This window comes from Sediminibacterium sp. FW305-C-61 (assembly GCF_058231065.1).
The window spans coordinates 343,958-366,251 of sequence record NZ_JBIQXR010000004.1 but is presented as its reverse complement, the minus strand read 5'-3'; the positions used below and the strand labels follow the sequence as shown (position 1 = coordinate 366,251).

17 protein-coding genes and 2 tRNA genes are annotated in these 22,294 nt (G+C 39.4%); 7 read left to right on the top strand and 12 right to left on the bottom strand.

The features are described 5' to 3' along the window. Positions 1-3: 3 nt before the first annotated feature. The 10 genes from ACH30E_RS12720 to ACH30E_RS12675 form a co-directional block, all read right to left on the bottom strand. Positions 4-1,188, bottom strand: a complete 1,185-nt coding sequence (locus ACH30E_RS12720; RefSeq protein ID WP_490825115.1) for a molybdopterin molybdotransferase MoeA — start codon at positions 1,186-1,188, stop codon at positions 4-6. A 30-nt stretch (positions 1,189-1,218) separates the two neighbouring features. After that, positions 1,219-2,199, bottom strand: coding sequence for a GTP 3',8-cyclase MoaA (gene moaA, locus ACH30E_RS12715; RefSeq protein WP_490825114.1), 981 nt, complete (start codon positions 2,197-2,199; stop codon positions 1,219-1,221). Positions 2,200-2,203: 4 nt separating this feature from the next. Continuing rightward, complete coding sequence (locus tag ACH30E_RS12710) at positions 2,204-2,788, bottom strand: nucleotidyltransferase family protein (protein WP_490825113.1); 585 nt, start codon at positions 2,786-2,788, stop codon at positions 2,204-2,206. Between the two features lie 7 nt (positions 2,789-2,795). Then, the gene (locus tag ACH30E_RS12705; RefSeq protein ID WP_490825112.1) at positions 2,796-3,962 is read right to left on the bottom strand and encodes an XdhC family protein; all 1,167 of its coding nucleotides are present in this window, start codon (positions 3,960-3,962) and stop codon (positions 2,796-2,798) included. A 26-nt stretch (positions 3,963-3,988) separates the two neighbouring features. Further along, complete coding sequence (locus ACH30E_RS12700) at positions 3,989-4,396, bottom strand: c-type cytochrome (protein ID WP_490825111.1); 408 nt, start codon at positions 4,394-4,396, stop codon at positions 3,989-3,991. A 21-nt stretch (positions 4,397-4,417) separates the two neighbouring features. Continuing rightward, positions 4,418-6,574, bottom strand: a complete 2,157-nt coding sequence (locus ACH30E_RS12695) for a xanthine dehydrogenase family protein molybdopterin-binding subunit (protein ID WP_294992279.1) — start codon at positions 6,572-6,574, stop codon at positions 4,418-4,420. Between the two features lie 34 nt (positions 6,575-6,608). Next, complete coding sequence (locus tag ACH30E_RS12690; protein ID WP_490825110.1) at positions 6,609-7,079, bottom strand: (2Fe-2S)-binding protein; 471 nt, start codon at positions 7,077-7,079, stop codon at positions 6,609-6,611. Positions 7,080-7,419: 340 nt separating this feature from the next. Next, positions 7,420-8,826 (bottom strand): dihydrolipoyl dehydrogenase, encoded by a 1,407-nt coding sequence (gene lpdA, locus ACH30E_RS12685; RefSeq protein ID WP_490825109.1) that lies wholly within the window; start codon positions 8,824-8,826, stop codon positions 7,420-7,422. Positions 8,827-9,009: 183 nt separating this feature from the next. Then, positions 9,010-9,831 carry an SAM hydrolase/SAM-dependent halogenase family protein gene (locus ACH30E_RS12680; protein ID WP_490825108.1) on the bottom strand — a complete coding sequence of 274 codons (822 nt, stop codon included), beginning with the start codon at positions 9,829-9,831 and terminating at the stop codon, positions 9,010-9,012. Between the two features lie 29 nt (positions 9,832-9,860). Continuing rightward, positions 9,861-10,667, bottom strand: a complete 807-nt coding sequence (locus ACH30E_RS12675) for an SDR family oxidoreductase (protein ID WP_490825107.1) — start codon at positions 10,665-10,667, stop codon at positions 9,861-9,863. Positions 10,668-10,912: 245 nt separating this feature from the next. Here ACH30E_RS12675 and ACH30E_RS12670 point away from each other — a divergent pair. From ACH30E_RS12670 to ACH30E_RS12660, 3 genes are all read left to right on the top strand, one after another. Beyond that, a tRNA-Lys gene (locus ACH30E_RS12670) sits at positions 10,913-10,985 on the top strand. Between the two features lie 57 nt (positions 10,986-11,042). After that, positions 11,043-11,114, top strand: a tRNA-Lys gene (locus ACH30E_RS12665). A 38-nt stretch (positions 11,115-11,152) separates the two neighbouring features. After that, positions 11,153-11,395 carry a GIY-YIG nuclease family protein gene (locus ACH30E_RS12660; RefSeq protein WP_490825106.1) on the top strand — a complete coding sequence of 81 codons (243 nt, stop codon included), beginning with the start codon at positions 11,153-11,155 and terminating at the stop codon, positions 11,393-11,395. 144 nt (positions 11,396-11,539) lie between these two features. On the opposite strand, the gene ACH30E_RS12655 is transcribed toward ACH30E_RS12660, so the two are convergent. Together ACH30E_RS12655 and ACH30E_RS12650 are read right to left on the bottom strand one after the other, a co-directional pair. Then, complete coding sequence (locus ACH30E_RS12655; protein WP_490825105.1) at positions 11,540-13,930, bottom strand: hypothetical protein; 2,391 nt, start codon at positions 13,928-13,930, stop codon at positions 11,540-11,542. An 83-nt stretch (positions 13,931-14,013) separates the two neighbouring features. After that, positions 14,014-17,964 (bottom strand): hypothetical protein, encoded by a 3,951-nt coding sequence (locus ACH30E_RS12650; protein WP_490825104.1) that lies wholly within the window; start codon positions 17,962-17,964, stop codon positions 14,014-14,016. Positions 17,965-18,286: 322 nt separating this feature from the next. Between ACH30E_RS12650 and ACH30E_RS12645 the strand changes: the two genes are divergently transcribed. From ACH30E_RS12645 to ACH30E_RS12630, 4 genes are all read left to right on the top strand, one after another. Next, entirely contained in the window at positions 18,287-18,832 is a 546-nt protein-coding gene (locus ACH30E_RS12645; protein ID WP_490825103.1) for a hypothetical protein, read from the top strand. Between the two features lie 649 nt (positions 18,833-19,481). Further along, positions 19,482-20,297, top strand: a complete 816-nt coding sequence (locus ACH30E_RS12640; RefSeq protein WP_490825102.1) for a sensor histidine kinase — start codon at positions 19,482-19,484, stop codon at positions 20,295-20,297. Positions 20,298-20,300: 3 nt separating this feature from the next. After that, the gene (locus tag ACH30E_RS12635) at positions 20,301-20,972 is read left to right on the top strand and encodes a response regulator transcription factor (RefSeq protein WP_490825101.1); all 672 of its coding nucleotides are present in this window, start codon (positions 20,301-20,303) and stop codon (positions 20,970-20,972) included. 408 nt (positions 20,973-21,380) lie between these two features. Continuing rightward, positions 21,381-22,274 (top strand): M43 family zinc metalloprotease, encoded by an 894-nt coding sequence (locus ACH30E_RS12630; RefSeq protein WP_490825100.1) that lies wholly within the window; start codon positions 21,381-21,383, stop codon positions 22,272-22,274. The last annotated feature ends 20 nt before the right edge of the window (positions 22,275-22,294 follow it).

Genomic DNA, 22,294 nt, shown 5'->3' with positions numbered 1-22,294 from the left:
CGATTATACAGGTAAGAGATGAATAGTTACTAATGCACCTTCCTCACAAACTGTTATATCCTCCGGTATTTCAATCAAACAATTTGCTGTTGCAAAAGATCTCATCCGATATGATTCCTGTGCTCCAAGCTGTGAAACTTCTTCTCCATCATAATAGCCTTTCAGAAAATGTGTAAGTCCGGTATTTTTTTTGAATGACCCGGCTAATGGTACCTTTTGCACCGGCAGCGCAGTTTTGCCAGTAATCATGGAGGAGATAACTGGTAATACATACATATAAAAACAGGTAAGTACTGAAGACGGGTTTCCCGGCAATCCAAACACCAATTTTTGTGCTTTCGTTCCAAAAAAAAGTGGTTTTCCTGGTTTTTGTTTTAGTTTATGAAACTGTTTGGTAATATCGCATCGCTGTGCTGCTTCCAGTACAAAATCATAATCACCCACACTAACTCCACCTGTCAATAGTACAATATCACTTTCCTGAATAGCTTCCTGCAATTGTCGGGTAAGCAATTCTAAAACATCTGGTGCTTTGCGTATTTGTATATCAGTTATCAAAGCTTGTTGCAATACAGCTGTTAGTGTATAAGAGTTTGCATCATACACCTGCCCATATTCAAGTTTCTCTCCGGGCATTTGCAATTCATTTCCGGTAATGATAATGGTAACTTTTGGCCGACAGGGAACGGGTACTTGCGTAATACCCATACCAGCAAGAAAACCAAGGGCAGCAGGGCTTAATATTGTACCCGCAGCCAATGCCAGTTCTCCTGCCTTTACTTCTGATCCCTGCAAACGAACATTATTACCGCGCAATAACTGATCGTCCAATATTGTTAACCTGCCATTGGTAATATGTACTTTTTCCTGCATCACCACGGTATCAGCCCCATTGGGTACCGCAGCTCCGGTAAAAATACGTACCGCATTTGCCGGCTCCACCGTGAAGACTGTTTGATTTCCCGCAGCCATCTCTCCTTTTACTTCCAGTAGAAAATTATCTTTCCAACTATCATAAGCAAATGCATAACCATCCATAGATGACTGAGGATAAGCAGGTATGTCTACCGGAGCAATAATATCGGCTGATAACCTCAGCCCAACAGTATCCTGCAGCTTCATCTCTACAGTTGAAACTGACGGAATATTTTGTTGAATGATTGTTCTGGCTTCTGATACACTGATCATAGTCTCTCGAAATATTTATCAATCGGTTGATTAACCACCAATGGTGATCATACTTCTGTTTTTAATACTATCGGCTTCCAGCTTTGCATAATCTTCTGTAAACTGTCCCCCTAGTTTTGCCGCTTTTGCCGCAATGGATTGATGAATCAATGGCAATACAGCATCGCCGTTTCTTAATGGCGTCAATAAGTCTAATTCATCTTTTGAGAACAGGCAATTTTTAATTTTCCCATCGGCTGTTAGCCTGATACGATTGCAATCGCCACAGAAATGCGCACTCATGGTACTGATTACGGCAAATGTACCCTGGTGCCCAGGCACCATAAATTTTTTCGCGGTATCATGTTTATCGGACTGCAGCGGTATAAAATCAAATTTTTCACCGATTACACCTAACATTTCATCCATGGTAAAAACCTTATCGCTGTTCCACCTGTTGCCGCTGAAGGGCATGAACTCAATAAATCGCACATGAATAGGATGGTCTTTTGTCCAGGTAATAAAATCATTGATTTCCGAATCATTGATACCACGCATCACAACCATATTCACTTTCGTATGAAAGCCATTTACGATCATCAGTTCAATATTTTTTTGAACTATTTCAAACTGATCACGCTTTGTCAGCAATTGAAATTTATCTGACTGTAAAGTATCCAAACTGATATTGACAGACTTCACATCAGCTTCCTTTAACACATCCACAAAATCATGCAGGCGGGTTCCATTGGTGGTAATGGTTAAGGTTACAGGTAATGCTGCAAGTCTTCTGATGATTTCCTTTGCATCTTTCCTAACCAATGGCTCACCACCGGTAAGTCTGATTTTATTGACCCCCTGGCTAACAAACATTTTTGCCAGGGCCTCGATTTCATCTACCTGCATCAGTTGTTGTGCAGACGCAAAGTCATATTCATCCTCCGGCATACAATAAAAGCAACGAAGATTACAATTATCCGTCAGCGAAATCCTTAAATAATTATGAACCCTATGATGCGTATCTACAATCATGTTTTTACAATTTAATCAACCCTTCATAATCTTCTGCTGTATCGATATCGATACTTCCAAGTGGAAAGTTAACCAATCCAACCCGTTGCGCATCTTTCTTTAGTAATTGTCTTGCCCCTTTATCACCGCTTAAAGCCATTAATTCACCGAAGACTGATTGATGAAATAATACAGGCGTGCCAATAGTATCAGCATATTTACAGGCTATCATTGGTTGATTGGTTCGCATTTGTAAGTCAATCATTTCCCTGAATAATTCAGCAGTAATAAAGGGCTGATCACATACTGTTATGATCAATTTATCTACTGTTGGATAATCGCTGACCAGCCTGTCTATTCCACAATGAATGGAGCTTGCCATACCCTCTTCCCATTTTGAATTAGAAAGAGATATAATCCCCTCTTGCTCCAACCTTTCAACATGATCAGCCAGTACAACCAAAACAGGACCCGAAGCAAGTTCTTTAGCTGTTTCAATAATTCTGTTGAGCAGCGTCTGTTCCTTAAATACAAGCTGCTGCTTGGGTTTGCCGAGTCTTTTTGATGCTCCGGCAGCTAAAATCAATACAGCAGTTTCCTTGTTTTTCATGAATGAATCAAACAGATGAAGATGAAATAACAGATTGAATAGCTAAATCATCCCGCTGATGTATAGCATCTTTTTTCTCTCTCAGGGGAAGTGCATTGGAGGAAGTTAATACAGCCTGTATTTCAGCGATGATAGACACCGCAATCTCTTCCGCCGTTTCAGCGCCAATATTTAATCCAACAGGCCCGTGAATAGCAGCTTGCTGTTTCTCTGACAATACAACTCCTCCCTCCTTCAATTCATCCATCATCATTTGCATTTTTTTATGTGGCCCTAAAACACCTATATAGGTAACTTCTTTTGTCAACAGTTCTTTTAAGATAACCAGATCATAATTATAGTTGTGCGACATCAATACAAACATCGTTCTATGATCTATGGTTACATGCTCCAGTAATTGATTAGCTTTTGCATGAAACACCTGGCAGGAAGGCATAGGAAATCTTTCTTTGGTAGCATACATGGGTCTGCCATCGATAATGACAGACTGCCAACCTAATATGGATGCCATATTTGCCAATGGAATTACATCATTACCCGCGCCAACTATAACCAATGAAACAGAAGGTTGAACCAATTCTGCAAAAATGACCAATTCCTGATCTTTATATTGATGGGAAAAGAATACAGATTTACCTTTTCCCATGGCCTGAATGCCTTCTTGTATAAACAAGTCTATATCTCGGAAAGGTAGTTGCCCTGACTGTTGATCATCTTCCCCCATCCAAAAACAGGAGCCATACTGTGGCGATCTTTTATCTTTTATGGAGAACAAAGTAAACAGTACACTTTTCTGGCGAACGCCTGTTGCTTTTTCGAGTAATGCAATAATCTCCTGTCCTCTCTCACCCTGCAATGGTTCAATCAATACCTGAATCACGCCCTGACAACCCAGTCCTATTCCGAATTTAGCATCATCTTCATCAGCAGTATCATAGGTAACCAGCATGGCTTTTTCAGAAAGGATCACATGAAGTGCTTTTCTGAATGCATCTCCTTCCAGACATCCCCCACTGATAGATCCGGTAAGTTGTCCATCTTCGGTAATCAGCATTCTTGCACCTGGTCTTCTATAGGATGACCCTTCTACATGCACCACCGTTGCCAGCGCTGATTTTTTTCCCGCTGACATAGCCTGGTGATACGCATTTATAATGGCCAGAATTTCATGCATGATACTAAATAAGAGAAGCTACTGTTTTATTTGCGTTGTGCTTTTACCATCGCTGGTGTAACAAGTCCTGGAATTTTATTCCCCCAATTGTTTTTGATAAAATTGAGGACATCAGCAATTTGTTCATCATTCAGGTATTCCTGTGCAGGCATAGATCCCAGGTATTTTTTCCCATTTACGGTTAAACTGGCCATTGATCCTTTAAGGATAACATTAATCAGATCTTTGGCAGGTTTTTTCATATAATCTGCCTTAACCAATGGCGGATTGATTTCCGCCATTCCCATGCCATCGGATTGATGGCAATTCTGACAATAAAGTTCATAGACTTCTTTACCCCGTGTAATACTTTTTTGTACGTCACTTTGAATAAAGCTACTCGATATTATAACTATTGATACGATTATAGATAGTGTCAATATTTTTTTTACCATATAAAAATTATTTCAAACAAATTAAATCTTAGCCAGATTAAATGGCAATTTCCTGATTCGCTTACCTGTTAAATCAAAAATAGCATTGGTTAGTGCTGGTGTAAATGGCGGTAAACCTGGTTCTCCCACACCTCCGGCGTCTTCATTATTGTCCATAATAAATACTTCTATCGGTGGAATTTCATTTATTCTGGGCATTCGGTAAGTAGTAAAATTATTCTCAACGGTCAATCCGTCTTTGAAATGGATTTCATGATTTGTTGCAGCACCTAATGCCATAACTATTGATCCTTCAACCTGTGCTCGTACCGTATCGGAATTTACATACCAGCCGCAATCAATTACAGCCCACACTTTATCGATCTTGATTTTGCCAGAAGCATCTTTTGATACTTTAACTACCTGTGCTACGCTGCTATTGAAACACTCCGTAATTGCAACGCCATATCCTTGTTTGGGCTTTCGGGATTTCCATCCGGAAACCTGTTCTACCTTTTCTAATAGTTTCTGACAACGCTCGTTTTGCAGGTATTGTTTTCTAAAAGCCAATGGATCTTTGCCTGCTGCAATTGCGAGTTCATCCATAAAGCTTTCATAAGCGAACCCATTAGTAGATGCATATACAGAACGCCACCACATGATAGGAACAGGCGTTTCAAAAGGAATATCAGAGAAACTAATGTTTTTAATATTATCCAGATAATGCGGCTGGAAGCCTTCCAATACACTATCATTGGGAACATCTTTCTTACTACCCATCCAATGTCCGATATTTTGTCCGCACATCCTGAATTTAACCGCACTGATTTCGCCGTTGTTCACCGCTCCTTCAGCTCTGTAGCTTATTCCCGGTCGGAAAGGGCCTTGCGTCATATCATCTTCACGTGTCCAGATAACCTGTACCGGAGCACCTGTTTCTTTTGAGATCAAACAGGCTTCGTGCGTATAATCCAGGAAAGCTTTTCGACCGAAACCACCTCCAAGAAATGTCATATTAACCTGTACATTTTCTTTTTTGAGGCCCATTTTCTGACTGATATCTCCTTGCACCCAATCAGGCGCCTGTATTGGCCCCCATATTTCAACAGCATCTCCTTTATAATGTGCCACACAATTCAATGGTTCCATACAGGCGTGTGCCTGATAAGGTGTTTCATAAACAACATCCAGTTTATTTTTCTGCTGCGCCAATACTGCATCAGGATCACCTTGTTTTTTAGCAGACAATCCCTCTTTAGACTGCAGGTCAGCCTTCATTTTTTTATATAGTTCTTCTGTATTCACATATTCAAAACCAGCATCATCCCAAACCACTTTCAAAGCTTTTCTTCCTTGCATGGCCGCCCAGGTTGATTCAGCAACTACTGCTACCCCTTCGCGATCCGTATCAAAGACTTTCATGGTAACTTTAAACACTTTTTTTACCCCGGGCACTTTAAGCGCAGCACTATCATCGTATGATTTCACCTTACCTCTTAATCGAGGGTTGCGTTCCACGACAGCGTAAAGCATTCCGGGTAACTTTTTATCAATCCCAAAAATTGCTGTACCATTCGTTTTTAATGGAGTATCCTGTCTAGGAAGTGGCTTTCTTATGAGCTTATAATCGGCTACTTTTTTAAGTTGTACATCTTTAGGTGTTTGCAACTTTGAAGCATCTGCCACTAATTCCCCATAATGCATTTTCTTCCCAGACACACGATGTATCACATGTCCGGCTTCTGCAAAACATTCAGCAACGGGCACACTCCATTTCGCAGCAGCGGCTGCTACCAGCATTTCGCGCGCAGTTGCACTTAACTTCAACAGATTTTTATAAGTACCCCGAACTGTTGAGCTGCCTCCTGTAACCTGACTACCATACTTAACAGTATCACCTTTACCGAAAATGATATTGACTTCATCAAGATTTACCTCCAATTCTTCTGCAATCATTTGCGGTATGGCCTGATAAGCCCCCTGTCCCATTTCAGCGCGATGACATACAATGGTTACTTTACCATTGGTATCAATGTGTATCCAAGAATTGAGGGAAACCCCATAGTTTTCCGCATCTTCTCCTTTAATAATGGTAGATGCTTTTGATTCACCTGAAAAGTAGAAACCCAAGGTTAGTGCTGTGGCAGATAATCCGGCAGCCCTGATGAATTTTCTTCTTGATATATCTTTTGGTTCCATAATGGATCATTGTTGTGGTTAAAAATGATTGATGCTAACCTTTGGCAGACATCTTTTTGGATGCTTTTTTGATTGCTTCTCTTATACGTGGATAAGTACCGCATCTGCAAATATGGCCCTGCATCGCAGCATCAATATCTGTATCTGTAGGCGATACTTTGTTTTTCAATAAGGCAACGGCTGCCATGATTTGGCCCGACTGACAATAACCACATTGAGGCACCTGTTCCTCAATCCATGCGGCCTGAACAGGGTGTGTATTATTATCTGAGAGACCTTCAATAGTGGTAATTTTTTTGGCCCCTACTGCCACTACCGGCAATTGGCAGGATCTGACAGGCATCCCATCCAGATGAATTGTGCAGGCACCGCAGGAAGCAATACCACATCCGTATTTAGTTCCGGTAAGATCAAGGTGATCACGCAATACCCATAAAACAGGTGTAGCCGGATCTACATCCACTTCTTTTTCTTTGCCGTTTACATGCAGTTTAATGATGGCCATGGTTTAAATTTTATTATAGGTGAGTCAGCTCTTCTAATACTGACGGAACGGTAAGTTCCGATTTTTTTATGATTTTACACCCGCTTGTTTAACTTTATGATGACGGATAACGATTTATTTTACTGCTTGCCCAGCGAATAGAAATGAGTGCACAAAATCAGTCAACCCGCATAAAGAAAGCCAGAGCACCAGGCAATTTTTTGCTAATGGCAATTGGCTATTAGCCATTAGCAAAAAAAAGCGTCCCGGCAAAAGCCAGAACGCCCTAAAAAATATCCTAAAAAAATCTGAGATCTGACATCTGAAATCAAATCCGACATCAGCCATCCGACATCAGCCATTAAATATCTATCGCTTCTCCATAAGCAGCAGCAGTTGCTTCTTTCAGTGCTTCACTCATAGTTGGGTGAGGGTGTACTGCATTAAGGATTTCATGAGCGGTTGTTTCCAGTTTACGGGCTACTACAGCCTCGGCAATCATTTCTGTTACGTTGTAACCGATCATGTGACAGCCTAAGAACTCACCATACTTAGCATCGTAGATTACTTTTACGAAACCTTCGGTAGCACCTACTGCAGTAGCTTTACCGCTTGCTACAAATGGCAGTTTACCTACTTTAATTTCGTAACCAGCTTCTTTAGCAGCTTTCTCTGTATAACCTACACTTGAAATTTCAGGCGTGCAATAAGTACAACCAGGAATATTGTTGTAGTCAATTGCTTCAGGAAGGTGGTGGTGTTTCTTTTCGAGATAAGCCATGTGTTCAGCAGCATTGATACCTTCTTTAGATGCAACGTGTGCTAATGCCTGACCAGGCGAGCAGTCACCAATTGCATAAATACCAGGAACAGATGTCTGCTGGAATTTATCTACCACGATCTTACCTTTTTCGGTTTTAATACCATTTTCTTCAAGACCAATATTTTCAATATTCGCTACTACACCTACTGCACTTAATACTACTTCAGCTTCCAGTGTAACGATTGATCCGTCTTGTTTTTTAACCTGTGCTTTTACACCTGTTCCGCTGGTATCCAGTGATTCAACAGAAGCATTGGTCATAATTTCAATGCCTTGTTTTTTATAATTTTTCTCCAGTTCTTTTGAAATATCTTCATCTTCAACCGGAACGATGCGCGGCATAAATTCTACGATGGTTACTTTAGTACCCATGCTGTTGTATACATAAGCAAACTCAACACCAATTGCACCACTTCCCACGATGATCATGCTTTTTGGTTGCTCAGGTAATACCATTGCTTCGCGGTAACCGATTACTTTTTTACCATCCTGTTTCAGGTTAGGTAATTCGCGGCTACGGCCACCAGTAGCGATAACAATATATTTGGCTTCGATTACTTGTTTGCTTCCATCGGCAGCGGTAACTTCTACCTTACCTTTTGACTGCACTTTACCATACCCCATGATCACATCAATCTTATTCTTTTTCATGAGAAACTGAACACCTTTGTTCATTTTCTCAGCAGCACCGCGACTGAACTTAATTACGCCGCCAAAATCGTGTGTACCGGTTGCGTTGATACCGTATTTGGCACTATGTTTTACGTATTCATATACCTGCGCACTTTTCAGTAATGCCTTTGTGGGAATACAACCCCAGTTCAGACAAACACCACCCAGGCTTTCTTTTTCAATGATTGCTACTTTAAATCCAAGCTGTGAAGCACGAATAGCAGCCGGATAACCTCCGGGACCACTGCCAATTACTATTAAGTCGTATGCCATAAAATATATTGATGATTAAATGAATGACGGCCTTCGCCGTTGCGGATGCGAAAATACTGAAAAATGTGAATGGTGAATGGTGAATTGTCAATTGTGAATGGTGAATGATGAGAGTGAATAGTGAGTAAGAAATTCCTAACCTAAAGCCTGACACCTAACTCCTAATACCTAATAGCTACTCCCTTATCCCTCAAAAAACACCCTTACGGTCTGGTAAAACCAACTGGTATCTACTGTTGGGGCTTTTTGGAGTTGCTCATTAAAGCCCTGGAGGCCAAATAGTCCGGCCATATTGCCGTTTCTAAGGGCTATCTCCAAATAGCCTGCAGAATTGAACCAGGCCAGCTTTTCGGTTTCCGGAACGGAAGCATAGTTGGCACTTATAGTTTCTATTACTTCATTACGCTTAAACACTATTTTGAAGCCCCTTCCCTTACGTTGTTCATTAAATTCAGCCTCAGTTATATTGATTACCACATTTTCAAACTGGTCAATAAACAGTATCTGACCTTCAATCCAATCAGGACCAAGTGTTGGTCTAAGCGGATATTTTTCATCAATAGTTGAAATTGGCTGTCCTGCACTGGATAATTGACCGGTTTTGGAAACTGTATTAACGGCCACCGCAACTGCAGATGTGATTTGCAATAAGTTATGAGCGTTACCTAAAGAAACTGATACCATTTCAGCAGGTTTTTCGCCAGTTATCATAGTCAATAAGCCATTATCAGCACAAATGATATACTGTTGGCGATATTTTGCCATTAGCAGGTATTTCAATGGTGTATCGAAGAGATTGGCAATGATTACATGAAATGTGCCTGCAGGATAATGTTTAAAGGCATTGGTACAGATATAAGATGCCTGGGGATAATTGGTTTGGGGCAGGTAATGGGTAATATCGCACAAATTTACTGTAGGATCCAGTTGCAGGAACTGTCCTTTTATAGCGCCAACAAGAAAATCGCGCTGTCCGATATCAGTAGTTAAGGTAACAATGGGCATGCCGCCTAAATAACGCAAGGAAGCTTATGTTATTTCACCAACTCACCGTTTTTAAAGAAAAACTTACGAACCAGCTTATCGGCTAGAGATGGGAAAAACCTGTTTAGGAAAACAGTTTCTTTTCCGGTAAATGTTAAAACAATGGTGCGTTTTCTTTTTTCTATTGCTTTGATAATATGAGTGGCACATTCATCGGCGCTCATCATTTTTTCTTCGTCCATAGGTGATTCACCCTGCGATTCTCCTGATTTATTCAATGCCGCATTCCGAATATTTGAACTGGTAAAACCCGGGCAAACCCACATAACATTTACGCCAGAGTCTAATAATTCTGTTCTTAATGCTTCCAGCCAACCATGTACTGCGAACTTAGAAGCTGAATAACCGCTTCTTCCGGGTAATCCACGATATCCTGCAATAGAGGATACTCCTACAACAGTTCCTTTATTTACAATAATATAAGGCAAGGCAAATTTGGTGGTACAAACCGTTCCCCAGAAATTAATGTCCATCACCTTACGAATTGTATCGAGTTCTGCTTCAGTAACAAGTGCCCGCATAGACACTCCGGCATTATTGATCAATATATCTATTGTGCCAAAGGATTTGATTACCTGCTCAATAAATTGTTTACAATCCAGTTCCTTGCTCACATCGGCTGTATGTATAAGCAATGGCTTATTGGTATGTTGTGACTGCAATTGATAAAGTTTATCATAATTCCTCCCACAAGTGGCCACTTTTGCGCCTAATTCGAGGAAAGCTTCTACTAATGCCTTACCAATACCATCAGAGCCACCGGTAATTACTACTACTTTGTTGAGGAATATTGACATAATTGCTACTTTATACAACAAAAATAACGGATCAAATTACTTCTAATGAATTGAATGTGAGTAAATCGTATAAAAAAGACTAATAAAAATTTGGCTGTTTTTTTATTTCACCTATTTTTGCACTCCCAAAACGATATATAGTAATATAAATCGTTGATTAAAAGGGCGATTCCGTAGCTCAGTTGGTAGAGCATCCCGATTTTATCGGGAGGGTCTTGGGTTCTGAGTAGAGTTTTAAAAATATTGATTCCGTAGCTCAGTTGGTAGAGCAATACACTTTTAATGTATGGGTCCTGGGTTCGAGTCCCAGCGGGATCACAAGAAGAAAGGTTACTTTAATCGGTAACCTTTTTTTTATGCCTTCTACTTTCAATTGATTTGCTCAGTTGATTGTAGAGCATCCCGATTTTATCGGGAGAGTCCTGGGTTCGAGTCCCAGCGGGATCACAAGAAGAAAGGTTACTTTAATCGGTAACCTTTTTTTTATGCCATACACTTACATCCTTTACTCAAACAAACTAAACAAATATTATATTGGTGCATGTACAGATTTGAATAGAAGGCTGAGCGAACACAATGCTGGCAAATCAACCTTTACTGCCAAAGGGCGCCCTTGGCTAATTGTTTATGTTGAAACATTTGATTCTTTACAAGAAGCTAAGGCAAGAGAGACCTACATTAAAAAACAAAAATCAAGGATATTCATTGAAAAGCTCATAAGAAGGTAGAGCATCCCGATTTTATCGGGAGAGTCCTGGGTTCGAGTCTCAGCGGGATCACGCAAAAGAGGCCACTAATCATAGTAACCTCTTTTTTTATCCCCCGATTTTAATGTATAAAAGAATTTTATATGCTAAGTGAACCTGTGTTTACTACCCTGCAATTTTATTTCTTTCCTTAATTAAATCAACTAATTTATCGCCTAGTAAATTTCCTAATATCAGAGAATAATTCCACATTTTTTGTCCTGTCCACAACTCATGTTGTGTTGATTCATCAAGCAATGCTGTTTGTGATAAAATTCGGAGCGCGAGATTTACTCTTCCAATTATCTTATTATCTGAATTATAGATAAAAAGATCTGAACCTTGAACACTTTGCATACCTGGGGTAATGGCTATGTTAAATGAACCGGCTAAAGTTTCATCACAATAGATATCCCCGGATAAAAACCCTTTCTGGAACCTCATCTCCGATTCTCCAATAACCAGCGACTTGTCAAAATGCACTCGCCAAAAAGGGTTACCAGCCAGTGCTTCGGAGTGGTTTATTACATGCGTTATCTTTCTATCCTGATCCCGTAAACTAAATTTCAGTTCAAACAACCTGTTTGCTACCAATGGAGCATCAATTAACTCAAGATCATTCAGGTCTATGATTAAATTTCCTTTATCCCCTGTTGACAGGTTATTTCTCCATCCATTGTAAATTTCAGATCGCAGCCATCTTCCATAATACCTAACAAGATGGTATTCTAATAACGAAGCATGTACATCCCACTTACCTTCATAATAATAAAAATCTGGTTTCGGTATCGAAGGGAACGACATTTCTTCACCGGAAACATCTTGACTTAGTTTATCGAATGCACTTTTCTTCAACTCTTCCAAATCGAGATTGTATATTAAATGGTGCAAGGATGCTTCGGGATTTTTAATTTTATTCCTGCTAACATCTCTTACTTTGTTTAGGCTAGCAATGATTGCAGTGCTTACCAGTGGTTCCTGTAATGGGTGAACTGTTTCCGCTTCAGTTGCTATAAAATATTCCGGGCCTCCTACATAATAGCAAGGCATATCAGTTTCCCAGTTTTCGAGTATAAGGTCATACACCAGTTCACCTTCTCTCTCGCTTGAAATTTCCTGTATTTCCTGAACTGAATATGAAGCTTCTGCCGAATCCTTTAAAGCTTGCAGCCTGCTTCCTGAACCTAGCGTAACTACCCCATCTAATGTACTTGTTGGAATCCCGTCGATTAATCCCCATGGATCAACTGCGAGGTATTTACCTGTTTTTTTCTCTGCTGAAATCAACGGATGCGCAATTGTAAAAGACATATTCAATTGGTCAATCTTAATCAGTTTTCTTCCCATTCTTTTTGGGGTTTCCACTAATACAACTTTTCGTGGCCCTAACTGCGTATGAACAATATCTCCCTTTTCAATTAATTCAATTGGCCTTGTTGAGTTATCAGACATTAGTACCATTGTACCTTCCCCAAAACAACTTGATGGAGGGGGATTATAGTAATTTAATGGCCCCCAGTTACATAAACTCTGAGAATACCCGTTTGACACATTTGGATAACTGGTTTGGGGCTGTCCACCAGTACCGGCAAAAATTGTTACAGACTGTTCCGGCAACGACGCCGTAATCATATTTCCTGCATCATTCATTACATCAGACCCGCTAAGCCCAACAAACCATGAGGTATACTGACCGGTCCACCACCCTGAATTATTAAATTCTGAAGGTAAAGTCAAGCCACTATTGGCAAGAACAGTTGGGATATCACTGCACTGCAGTATTTTCAGGATAATACATAAATTGTAAATAAACCAGGTAGAAGCTACTGCAGAATCAGGATTTGCTAGCGCAATATTCAAATCGGTTACCAAACTACTGTTTGGATTCAGGGTACTAACAATTAAGTTACAAACAACATCGGTATTACCGGAGGATGTTATATTCTGAATGGCAAGCTGGGTTGGCTGATAAACATTTTTAAAAATAGCAAGATATGTCTGAGCCAGTTGGAGGTTAAGCGATTGATTATAGCTTTCCAGATCCGTGGCCAGGCTACCGGTATTAACTCCGGCTGCATTTTTTTGACGCACGGCATCCGTTAATACTATAACAGCAAATTTACTCATGTATTTTTCTGTCCAGAATGAAGGCTCATAACTATTGAGCTCAGTCACGATTGCATTCGCCGCCGGATTTGCTGTAATATTTGTATAGAAGGCATTTTGGTATCCGGAATAAGAGCCCCAGTAACTATAACTTGTATTATAATCCCATCCACTGTCGTTTCCTTGTGGTTCTATAGCATTATTCGGAAGATAGGTTTCCAGCATATTGATAAGCCCTCCCCTATGAAGGTTCATAAAAGCAGGATCCTGGTAATATGGTATAGCATCTATTAATTGATCTAATAACCCCTCTGGTGTACTTCCAAGTTCGCTATTAAGTTGTGCGACGGTATCTGATTGCGCATTGATAAAATCCTCAGCAAATTGCTGGGCAAGTTGTTGGTTAGTCATAATTAACCGTTGTAATGATTTGAAAATTGATTTTTTTTACAATTAAGGACAGGTGACACTAATTGTCACCTGTCCTTTTGGATTTAAGCAGCAGAAACATCAATAGAAAACTTCACCTGCTCGGTTCCAAGAGCATTAGTAATGGAAAGTGTTTCAGATGTTGAAGATGGTGTTGAAGGTATTTGTTGACCATTCGGTTGTATAGTTCCTGAATCAGTATTAAATATCAGAAAAGAAGGTACTGCTGGCGATATAGTAAAAGAACATGGTGTGCTGACAAACGGAGTACCAAAAGCAGGGCCGTACACTTCCGAACTATCCGGGGTTGTACCTTCGATAAATTTGACATCTTTCATTGTTATATAATTGGGAGCAATTCCTGACATCTTTAAAGTAAAGCTGGTACCGGTTCCTGTTTCAGTATATACAACACCTGTTGATTGCTGTACCATATATCCGGTTGCATTACCAGGCTCATAATTTCCCGATGCATCAGGTATAACAGGTTGCAGTATCAGATCCAAAGAAGACAGATACGCGGTTCCATTAGCAAGGGTTGCATTATTTTGTGGAATGCTTAACCATCGCTGTGTTTTGATAGCCGGATTTGCCTGTGCGGTTGCCCCTTGCTGAAAACTGATACTATCATCATTCATAAGAGAGAGGTAAGCTACTACTGGTGGTTGTGTACTATCCGGCTGAATTACCGTAAAGATTTTACTAATACCAAGTCCGTCAGTAAGTACCTGCCATGTAGTAGCAGGCGCACCTGCGTTACTGGCTGCAATTGAAATATTTCCGCTGACGTCAACACTCAAAACCTGACCATTTGTTCCCAAAGAAAATCCGAGCATCATCAAATTCCCCTGATTAGGATCGGGATATGCAGTTACATAATCAATGCTACTGTCGGCGGAAGAAACATAAAACCCTGCCGGTTTAACATATTGATCCACGAATTCCTGAACGGGGTCGGGAGGTGTCTGAAATAGTTCATAAATCATGATACCGATGCCAGCAAGTGCTGCAACAATTGCAAAGCCTCCCGCCACGGTAGCCAGTGTGGTAAATCCAGCCAGTGTAAACCCGATAGACACCAACATCAGACTACCTCCCACTATATTTATGATATCCGACACTTCCTCAAGTGTGCTCTCTCCCTCAACAATAGAATAGATACTAAACCCGATTGCACCAAGAATAAATAATGGAGTAATTCGCGTACCAATAAATTCATCCATATTTTTCCCAAATACTTTTACTAGCATAGAAACGTCCCCAGCATCCACTTCCGCTGCTTCAACAAGCATTACAGATTCAAATTCACTGCCTTCAAAAATTGTTACCGTAGTCATTTTTGCATCTCCAATCCAACGAGCTGTAGCATTTGAAATTCTTGCCAACCCTTCTGTTAATTCAGAATCACCCTTCAGCATAATTTCACTCACTCCCGCAAATCTTTGCCATGCCGTTAAGCCTGCTTCCGGATCAAAAAGTGAATAAATTTTAACCCCTCTTTTCAGCACAGCGGCTATTAACTGAAGTCCTAACTGAGAAGCATCAGTAATTAGTTCAGCTTTTTCTTCATCGTTCAGATTTTTCCATCCGGTAAATCCTTTGATTAACATCATACAATTCAGTGCTGTAATTCCTCCTATAACCAACGGACACAACACCCCAGCAACACCCGATAATTTTGGATAGGCCAGTTTAAAAGCATTCAGGAAATTTTGCGCCACTATTGGAAATGAAAGTGCATCATCAATTGCACTGGATGTTGAAACCAGTATTTGAGTAATTCCTTCAAATAGTTTATCCGCATCTTTTTCCTGAAGTATGGCTTGTATCTGCTGTGCCGCTGCTTTAATTGTCTGATCTTCAGAATTAATGTTGTTATCAACGAATTTTTGCAGATAAATCTGAATCATATCCGGATCCATAGAATCACCATGAAATCCAAACATAATTGGCAGAATATTCGTTGCCATAAATACATTAATCGTTTCGAGATACTTCTTACTGAAATATCCTGTAGGATCAAGAGCGGTTAAAACTGAAATATTCTGTTGGAACATCCTCGACAAAGCGGTGGGATCATCCGACCCGGTAGACATGCTCATTTGAATAGCAATATTGGCGAGTATGTTACCTGATGTATTATACAGATAATAACAAAGTGCCCAGTATAAATTGTTTTGATTGGTATAATTTTTCAGATCCGTTACAATTGCTTCAAGTTTTGTTACCATATCCGGATCAGTTGGATCTGGCTGTACATCATTTTGAAGATCACTAAGCTGAGCCGCTACTATTGTATTAATATTAGCCTGATACGCCGCGCCTGAAGTATTTTGTTGCTGATCTGCCAGATATTGCGTTATTGTTGAAAATTTCTGCTCCCATTCGTAAGCAAAAAGCAACTGGGTATGTGCATGGTAAACCGGAGAACTGGCAACCTGAGTTTTTAGCCATTGATTTGCTCTTGGTCCATTCATATTCTTACAATTGGGATCTGTACCTGATGCCATCCCTGAAGTCATTACGGCTGTACCTAAACTTTTGTACCATTCTGAAGGATCCGGCACTCCTTGAACCGGAGAGTTGGCAACAGTTTGTAATTCTCCCGAAAGCGTGGGCTGGCTTGTTCCCGGAAATAACAGGTTCCAGATATCAGAAGGGACATACGAGTTCATGATAGCCTGTAAATCGCTGGTAACATTCTGTTGCACTTCATCAACCCATTGTCCATTCTCCTGATTATACGGGCTCATGATCAACAAACCCTGAATATTGAGGGATTGACCAGCTATCGCACTTTGAAGTTCATTTAATTTTAACCCGATTTGAGGATGAGTACTTGTTTGCTGAAGGGCCGATTGACATGCTTCAGAAGACAATCTTTTTACCTGATATTTGTTATCAGAATTATTGACAACTGTTGATCCGTCAACCGAAAATGTCATTGATCCTTCCACAGGTAATCCAAGTTGCTTTTGGAGATCTTGATTGAGGTTTGACCAGTGTAATGTATTCCCCTCAATAAAAGATTTATTCACAATATTTCCGTCAACAATTAATCGTCCAAGAAAAATTCCAAACGGGGCTGCTGCATTTTCAATTTGATAATAACCCATTAAGCCCGGATTCGATTGTGCTCCCTGCAATCCAATCAGCATTCCCTTTAATGGATCAAGGTTATCAATAGCCATCACTCCGTTAATCACCTGTGCAGCCATATCTTCATTAGCCTGTAACCAACATGGATATACAGTGTCAGGGTTAGATGCCCCATTATCAGTGGGTGGATTAATGGAAGATTTAAAATCTAGCACCCACCCGAATTGCCCATTTTTTAACTGCCCGAGATTCAGGTTTGCCTCAAAATTACTTTCCGGGGTCCATGGTATGTTTTGCCCTGATGTTTGGTTATCAGTAAAACTAAATGACACAGTTCCTGGTTGCCATGGTGTTCCGGGTGTATAGGAATAGCTGAGTAATAACCTGTTTTGTTCCCAGTTTGCTGAAGTCCAGGGCTGGGAGCTAATATCCCAGTTAAAGCCTGTAACCTGCTCATTATCTACAATGCAAGTAGTACCGGTATTTTCTGCCACAGCACAGGAAAAATTTGCAGTTGCTGAAGCAGAAACAGCAATTCCAAATAACCCCGGGTTAATCATACCATACCCACCTCCATATCCTGCATGCGTAAAAAACAATTGCCCACCTCCCCTCTGATCGTTCCAGATCAACATTTTATCTTTTGCGTTGTAGCTCCATGCATTAGCCGGAATTGGCACAAAATCCACAAAGAGCTGGTCGTACCCGCCCTGCAGGTTTCCCGAATTAACCAGGCTTACATAAAGAGGAATAGGTTTAGTTGTATCACCAGGCTTTTTATGTTTTAAAATATAAGTACTATTAACAGGCGAACTGTTTTTCTCTGAAAGAAACTTACGTTGAAGTTCAATTAACTTTTTCTTTCCTGGTTTCAGGTTAAGCGCAATCTGGGGCTTATTACCAATATTTTTAGTCATTGCAGTGTAGTTTAATAATTTTACATGGGTACTTGTTGTCCCAAAGAGAAATGTTTCCCGTTTAATTGACTGAACGAGATCAGTCCTTTTTTATCGTGGTATTGCTCCACTAGTAAAAGCTTTGACAAAACAAAAGTGCTCCCAAAAAAAAATGAAACTATACTGGTTTAAGTGGGATTTTCAAAACAGGTATTTTTACCTGTTTTTGATTAAATCCCCCATAGATTTACCTGTTTTTGGCATATCCTGGAATGGATAATTAAAACCTATTGAATTCATATATATCATTGTAATTCATTCAATCACACTTAAATTATATTTTATGAAAAAAGAATTTACATTATTTTTTTGCGGGTTTATCTTTTGCGTGATCATATCATGCCAATCTAATTCAGCGAAGACCGATGATACCACTACGGCTACAGCAACTGTTTCAAAACCGGATTCAATAGACAGAATCAGTTTTGTTACTGTAGCAATGGCCGACAAATGGAAAGAGGATTATCACCAGGCCTGGAAGAAAATATTACCGAAGGATAGTTTACCCATTAGATTTTTCACAGTAAAAACACAGGATGTATTACTAGCGATGGGAATAAATAAACCCTGGCAGTCTGTAACATCGCAACAATACATTCGCGTAAATTTAGGATATGATGCTACATCCAATCAAATGAAATGCTTTATCCAGCCAGTTGAAAACGTAGATTTAGCAAACAATTACGCAGGCGATGGAATGTTTTTTAACAAAAATGGACAAATCATTTCTGGCAAAGGCAAAAAAAATACCCTTGGAGCAAAAGCAACGGATGATGATATCTTTGTTGCTGATCTGAATACACCTTGCCCAAACACCTGTGGCAACTAATCTAAATCAAATAATTAGTGATTCACTGGACAAAAATAATCTTGATAGTAAGTGACCTGCCAGTATTGGTTGCGGCAGTTATTGCACTTATCAGCATCCGATCAAAAGATAAATGCACGAGGATTTTTTCCTTATTCCTGCTTTTTTCTGCACTCATTCAAATAACGGCATTGATATTCTGGCTACTGCACCGTAATAACATGCCGTTATTACATTTTTATGTGCCTGGTGGTTTTATTCTTCTATCCCTTTTTTATGCCACGATTCTTAAAAACCTGATTAATACAAGAATAATAACAACCATTACAATTGTATTTGTACTTTATTCTATTATTAATTCAATTTTTATTCAGAAAGTAAGCACATTTAACTCCTACGCATTGTCAATAGAATCTGTCTTGCTGATTATATTATCCATTTTTACTTTTCTAGTTTTCCTAAATCAGAAAAAAGATTCGCTTTCCGCTCAGGAGATAACCGGACTAACATGGATTAATTCGGGCATATTTTTATATTATACAGCCGATTTACTTTTATTTTATTTTGGGAATTATATTATGAACAGATTAAGTGTTTCCGCCAGCTCATACACTTGGGTATTTCATTCATTTTATTCGATTGTAATGAACACCTTTTTTATCATTGGCCTATGGAAAAGACGCAGGAAATATCTATAACAGAACTACTCATCCCATTTTCCATTGTAATATTTGTTATTGCAGTGGGTGTAATCCTTTTATATCTCCAATACAAAAAAAATATTATCCAGAAGGAGTTTGAGAAAATAATATTGAAATCTGCGCAACAGGAAGAATTATTAAAAACCATTTTAATTACTCAGGAAGATGAAAGAAAGAGAATTGCCGCTGACATCCACGATGAAATTGGCGCAACAATTTCAATCATTAAAATGAACCTGGCCCTGCTTGACCAAAAATTAAAAACAGCGCCAAACCCCGTTGCTGATCATTCCGCATCAGTTGAAAATCTGATTTCATTATCAGAAAATGCCATATCCAGTGTACGTAATATTTCACATCAACTAATGCCTCCTCAACTGGAGTCATTTGGCTTGATCAAAACACTTGAATCTGTGCAAAATATGATCAACAAAGCCGGGGATCTGAAAATCGAAATACTTATCACTAATGATGAATACCCGGAAATACCCAGACCCATAGCCCTGCATTTATACAGGGTTATCATGGAACTCATCAATAATACAATTAAACATGCCAATGCAACATCCATAAATATCAACTTTACTTTTCATCCAACTATATTGCATATTGTATACCAGGACAATGGCATAGGTTTAGCTCAGGAAAAGGGAGGATATTTGTCTGGAAAGGGTTTTCAGACAATTGAAACCCGTATTGGCGTTCTGGATGGCACGGTAAAATATGAAGCCCCTATGTACCAAACCGGATTCGTTGCAGTTTTTGACATACCATTCAAACAATAAATGATGGATAAGATAATTAAAATTGGCATAGTTGAAGACCAGGTATTATTCCGAGAAGGCATTAAAGCTATTTTACATTCCTGGCCCAATTTCAGTGTAGTGATGGAAAGTCCTGATGGTTATTCTCTTTCTGAAAGATTATTAAATATGAAAGAGCTTCCGGACGTACTATTAGTTGATTTATCCTTGCCTCCTTTTGAAAAAAAAGAATTTAATGGCTTGCATGTCACCATGACTTTAACAGAACATTTCCCTACGATTAAAATACTCATTTTATCAGTTCATAATGACGAAAATTTTATAGCGGAACTGATTAAAAACGGCGCACATGGTTACCTGGTTAAAGATAGCGATCCGCAGGAAGTACATGACGCTATTATGGCTGTTTATAATAAAGGATCTTATTTCAATACCCAAACATTAAAAGCCGTACAAAGCAGTATGGCAAATAAAATCAAGCAGAAAAAACTTATTGTCAATCTTTCTTCCAGAGAACTCGAAGTACTTCAGCTCATTTGTCAACAATATACCGCTGAAGAAATAGCTGAGAAACTATTTTTAAGTGTAAAAACGGTAAACGGACATAGAAATAATTTGCTGATAAAGACAGGTTCAAGAAATGTGGCTGGATTGGTTATGTATGCCGCGAAAAATGATATCATCAAATTAATTTGACCTCTCCAACAGAAATAAATCAGGCACATATTTTTTTTATTGCGCATATTCAATTTTTATAAAATCTTACCACGAGAATAAGCTCAGTATTCATGCTAATTAAAACAAGGTTCTTTAAAATCCAGGCTGCATGTTCCTTACATCCCGTATCTTAGATTTAAATCATATCTGAGCCAACTTTTTTTGATGAAGCTATTTAAGTCTATCCAAATCCTTATTCTTACATGCTGTATTTGCTGTAGCCTTAGCAGAACAATAGCCCAACAAACCATACCCGTTAAACCAAATAGTCCTTATAGCCCCAATACTCCCCCTTCCCCCATTCTTTGCAGTTTCGATCAGTTAATGACAATAAAACGAAGCTCCAGTACATTTCGGGTTCAGGAAATGAAGATGAATAATGATATTTTGGTTAAGAAATCTAATACCATTGATACGACCATCATTCTACCGGTGGTTTTCCACATTATCAATCAAAATCCATATAACATAACTAATACCACCATTATAAATGCCATCAATGATTTGAACAATGCTTTTGGAAAATCTGGCAGCTATAATGGTAGCACCGGAGTTGATACCAAAATACGCTTCTGCTTGGCCCAGGTAGCACCAGACGGAGGAATCACTGATGGGATTAATAGAGTTGTATCTACATACGGCGACAATCTAAATATGTTTACGGAGGATGATCGATTAAAAAAACTCGCTCAATGGGATCCCTCCCGTTATATCAATGTTTGGTTGGTAAATAATATTATCGGAGAAATAAGTGCTGACTTTTCCTGCGATACGTGGACAAGACTTAATGCAGGCGGTTATGCAACCCTGCCTCCGGGTGGCGGCCCTTCTGATGGCATTGTAATAAGTGGTTTCGGTTCATTGTTTGCCCACGAAATGGGGCACTACCTGGGCTTATACCACACATTTGAAGGGTTTTGTTCTAACAATAATTGTGAAACTGATGGCGACAGGGTTTGCGACACTCCACCAGACGGATTTCCTAACTACACACTTGCCTGTAGTAATCCTACAGGTATGAACTCCTGTTCTACAGATACTTTATCTAACTATTCAAATGGGTACTTTCCGAGAGATACCGCCGATTTCTCGCTGAACTTTATGGACTATGGGAATGGAAGTTGTGCGAACCAATTTACTTTTGGACAAGCAATTAGAATGCGAACTGCTATTAATACCCAGAGAAAGGGATTGCTTGAAAACAAATGCAACAAACCTTGTAACGATAATATCCTTGCATCATTTACCAGAAATAATGCTATACCAAAACAGGTGATCTAATTAGTTTTACCAATACATCA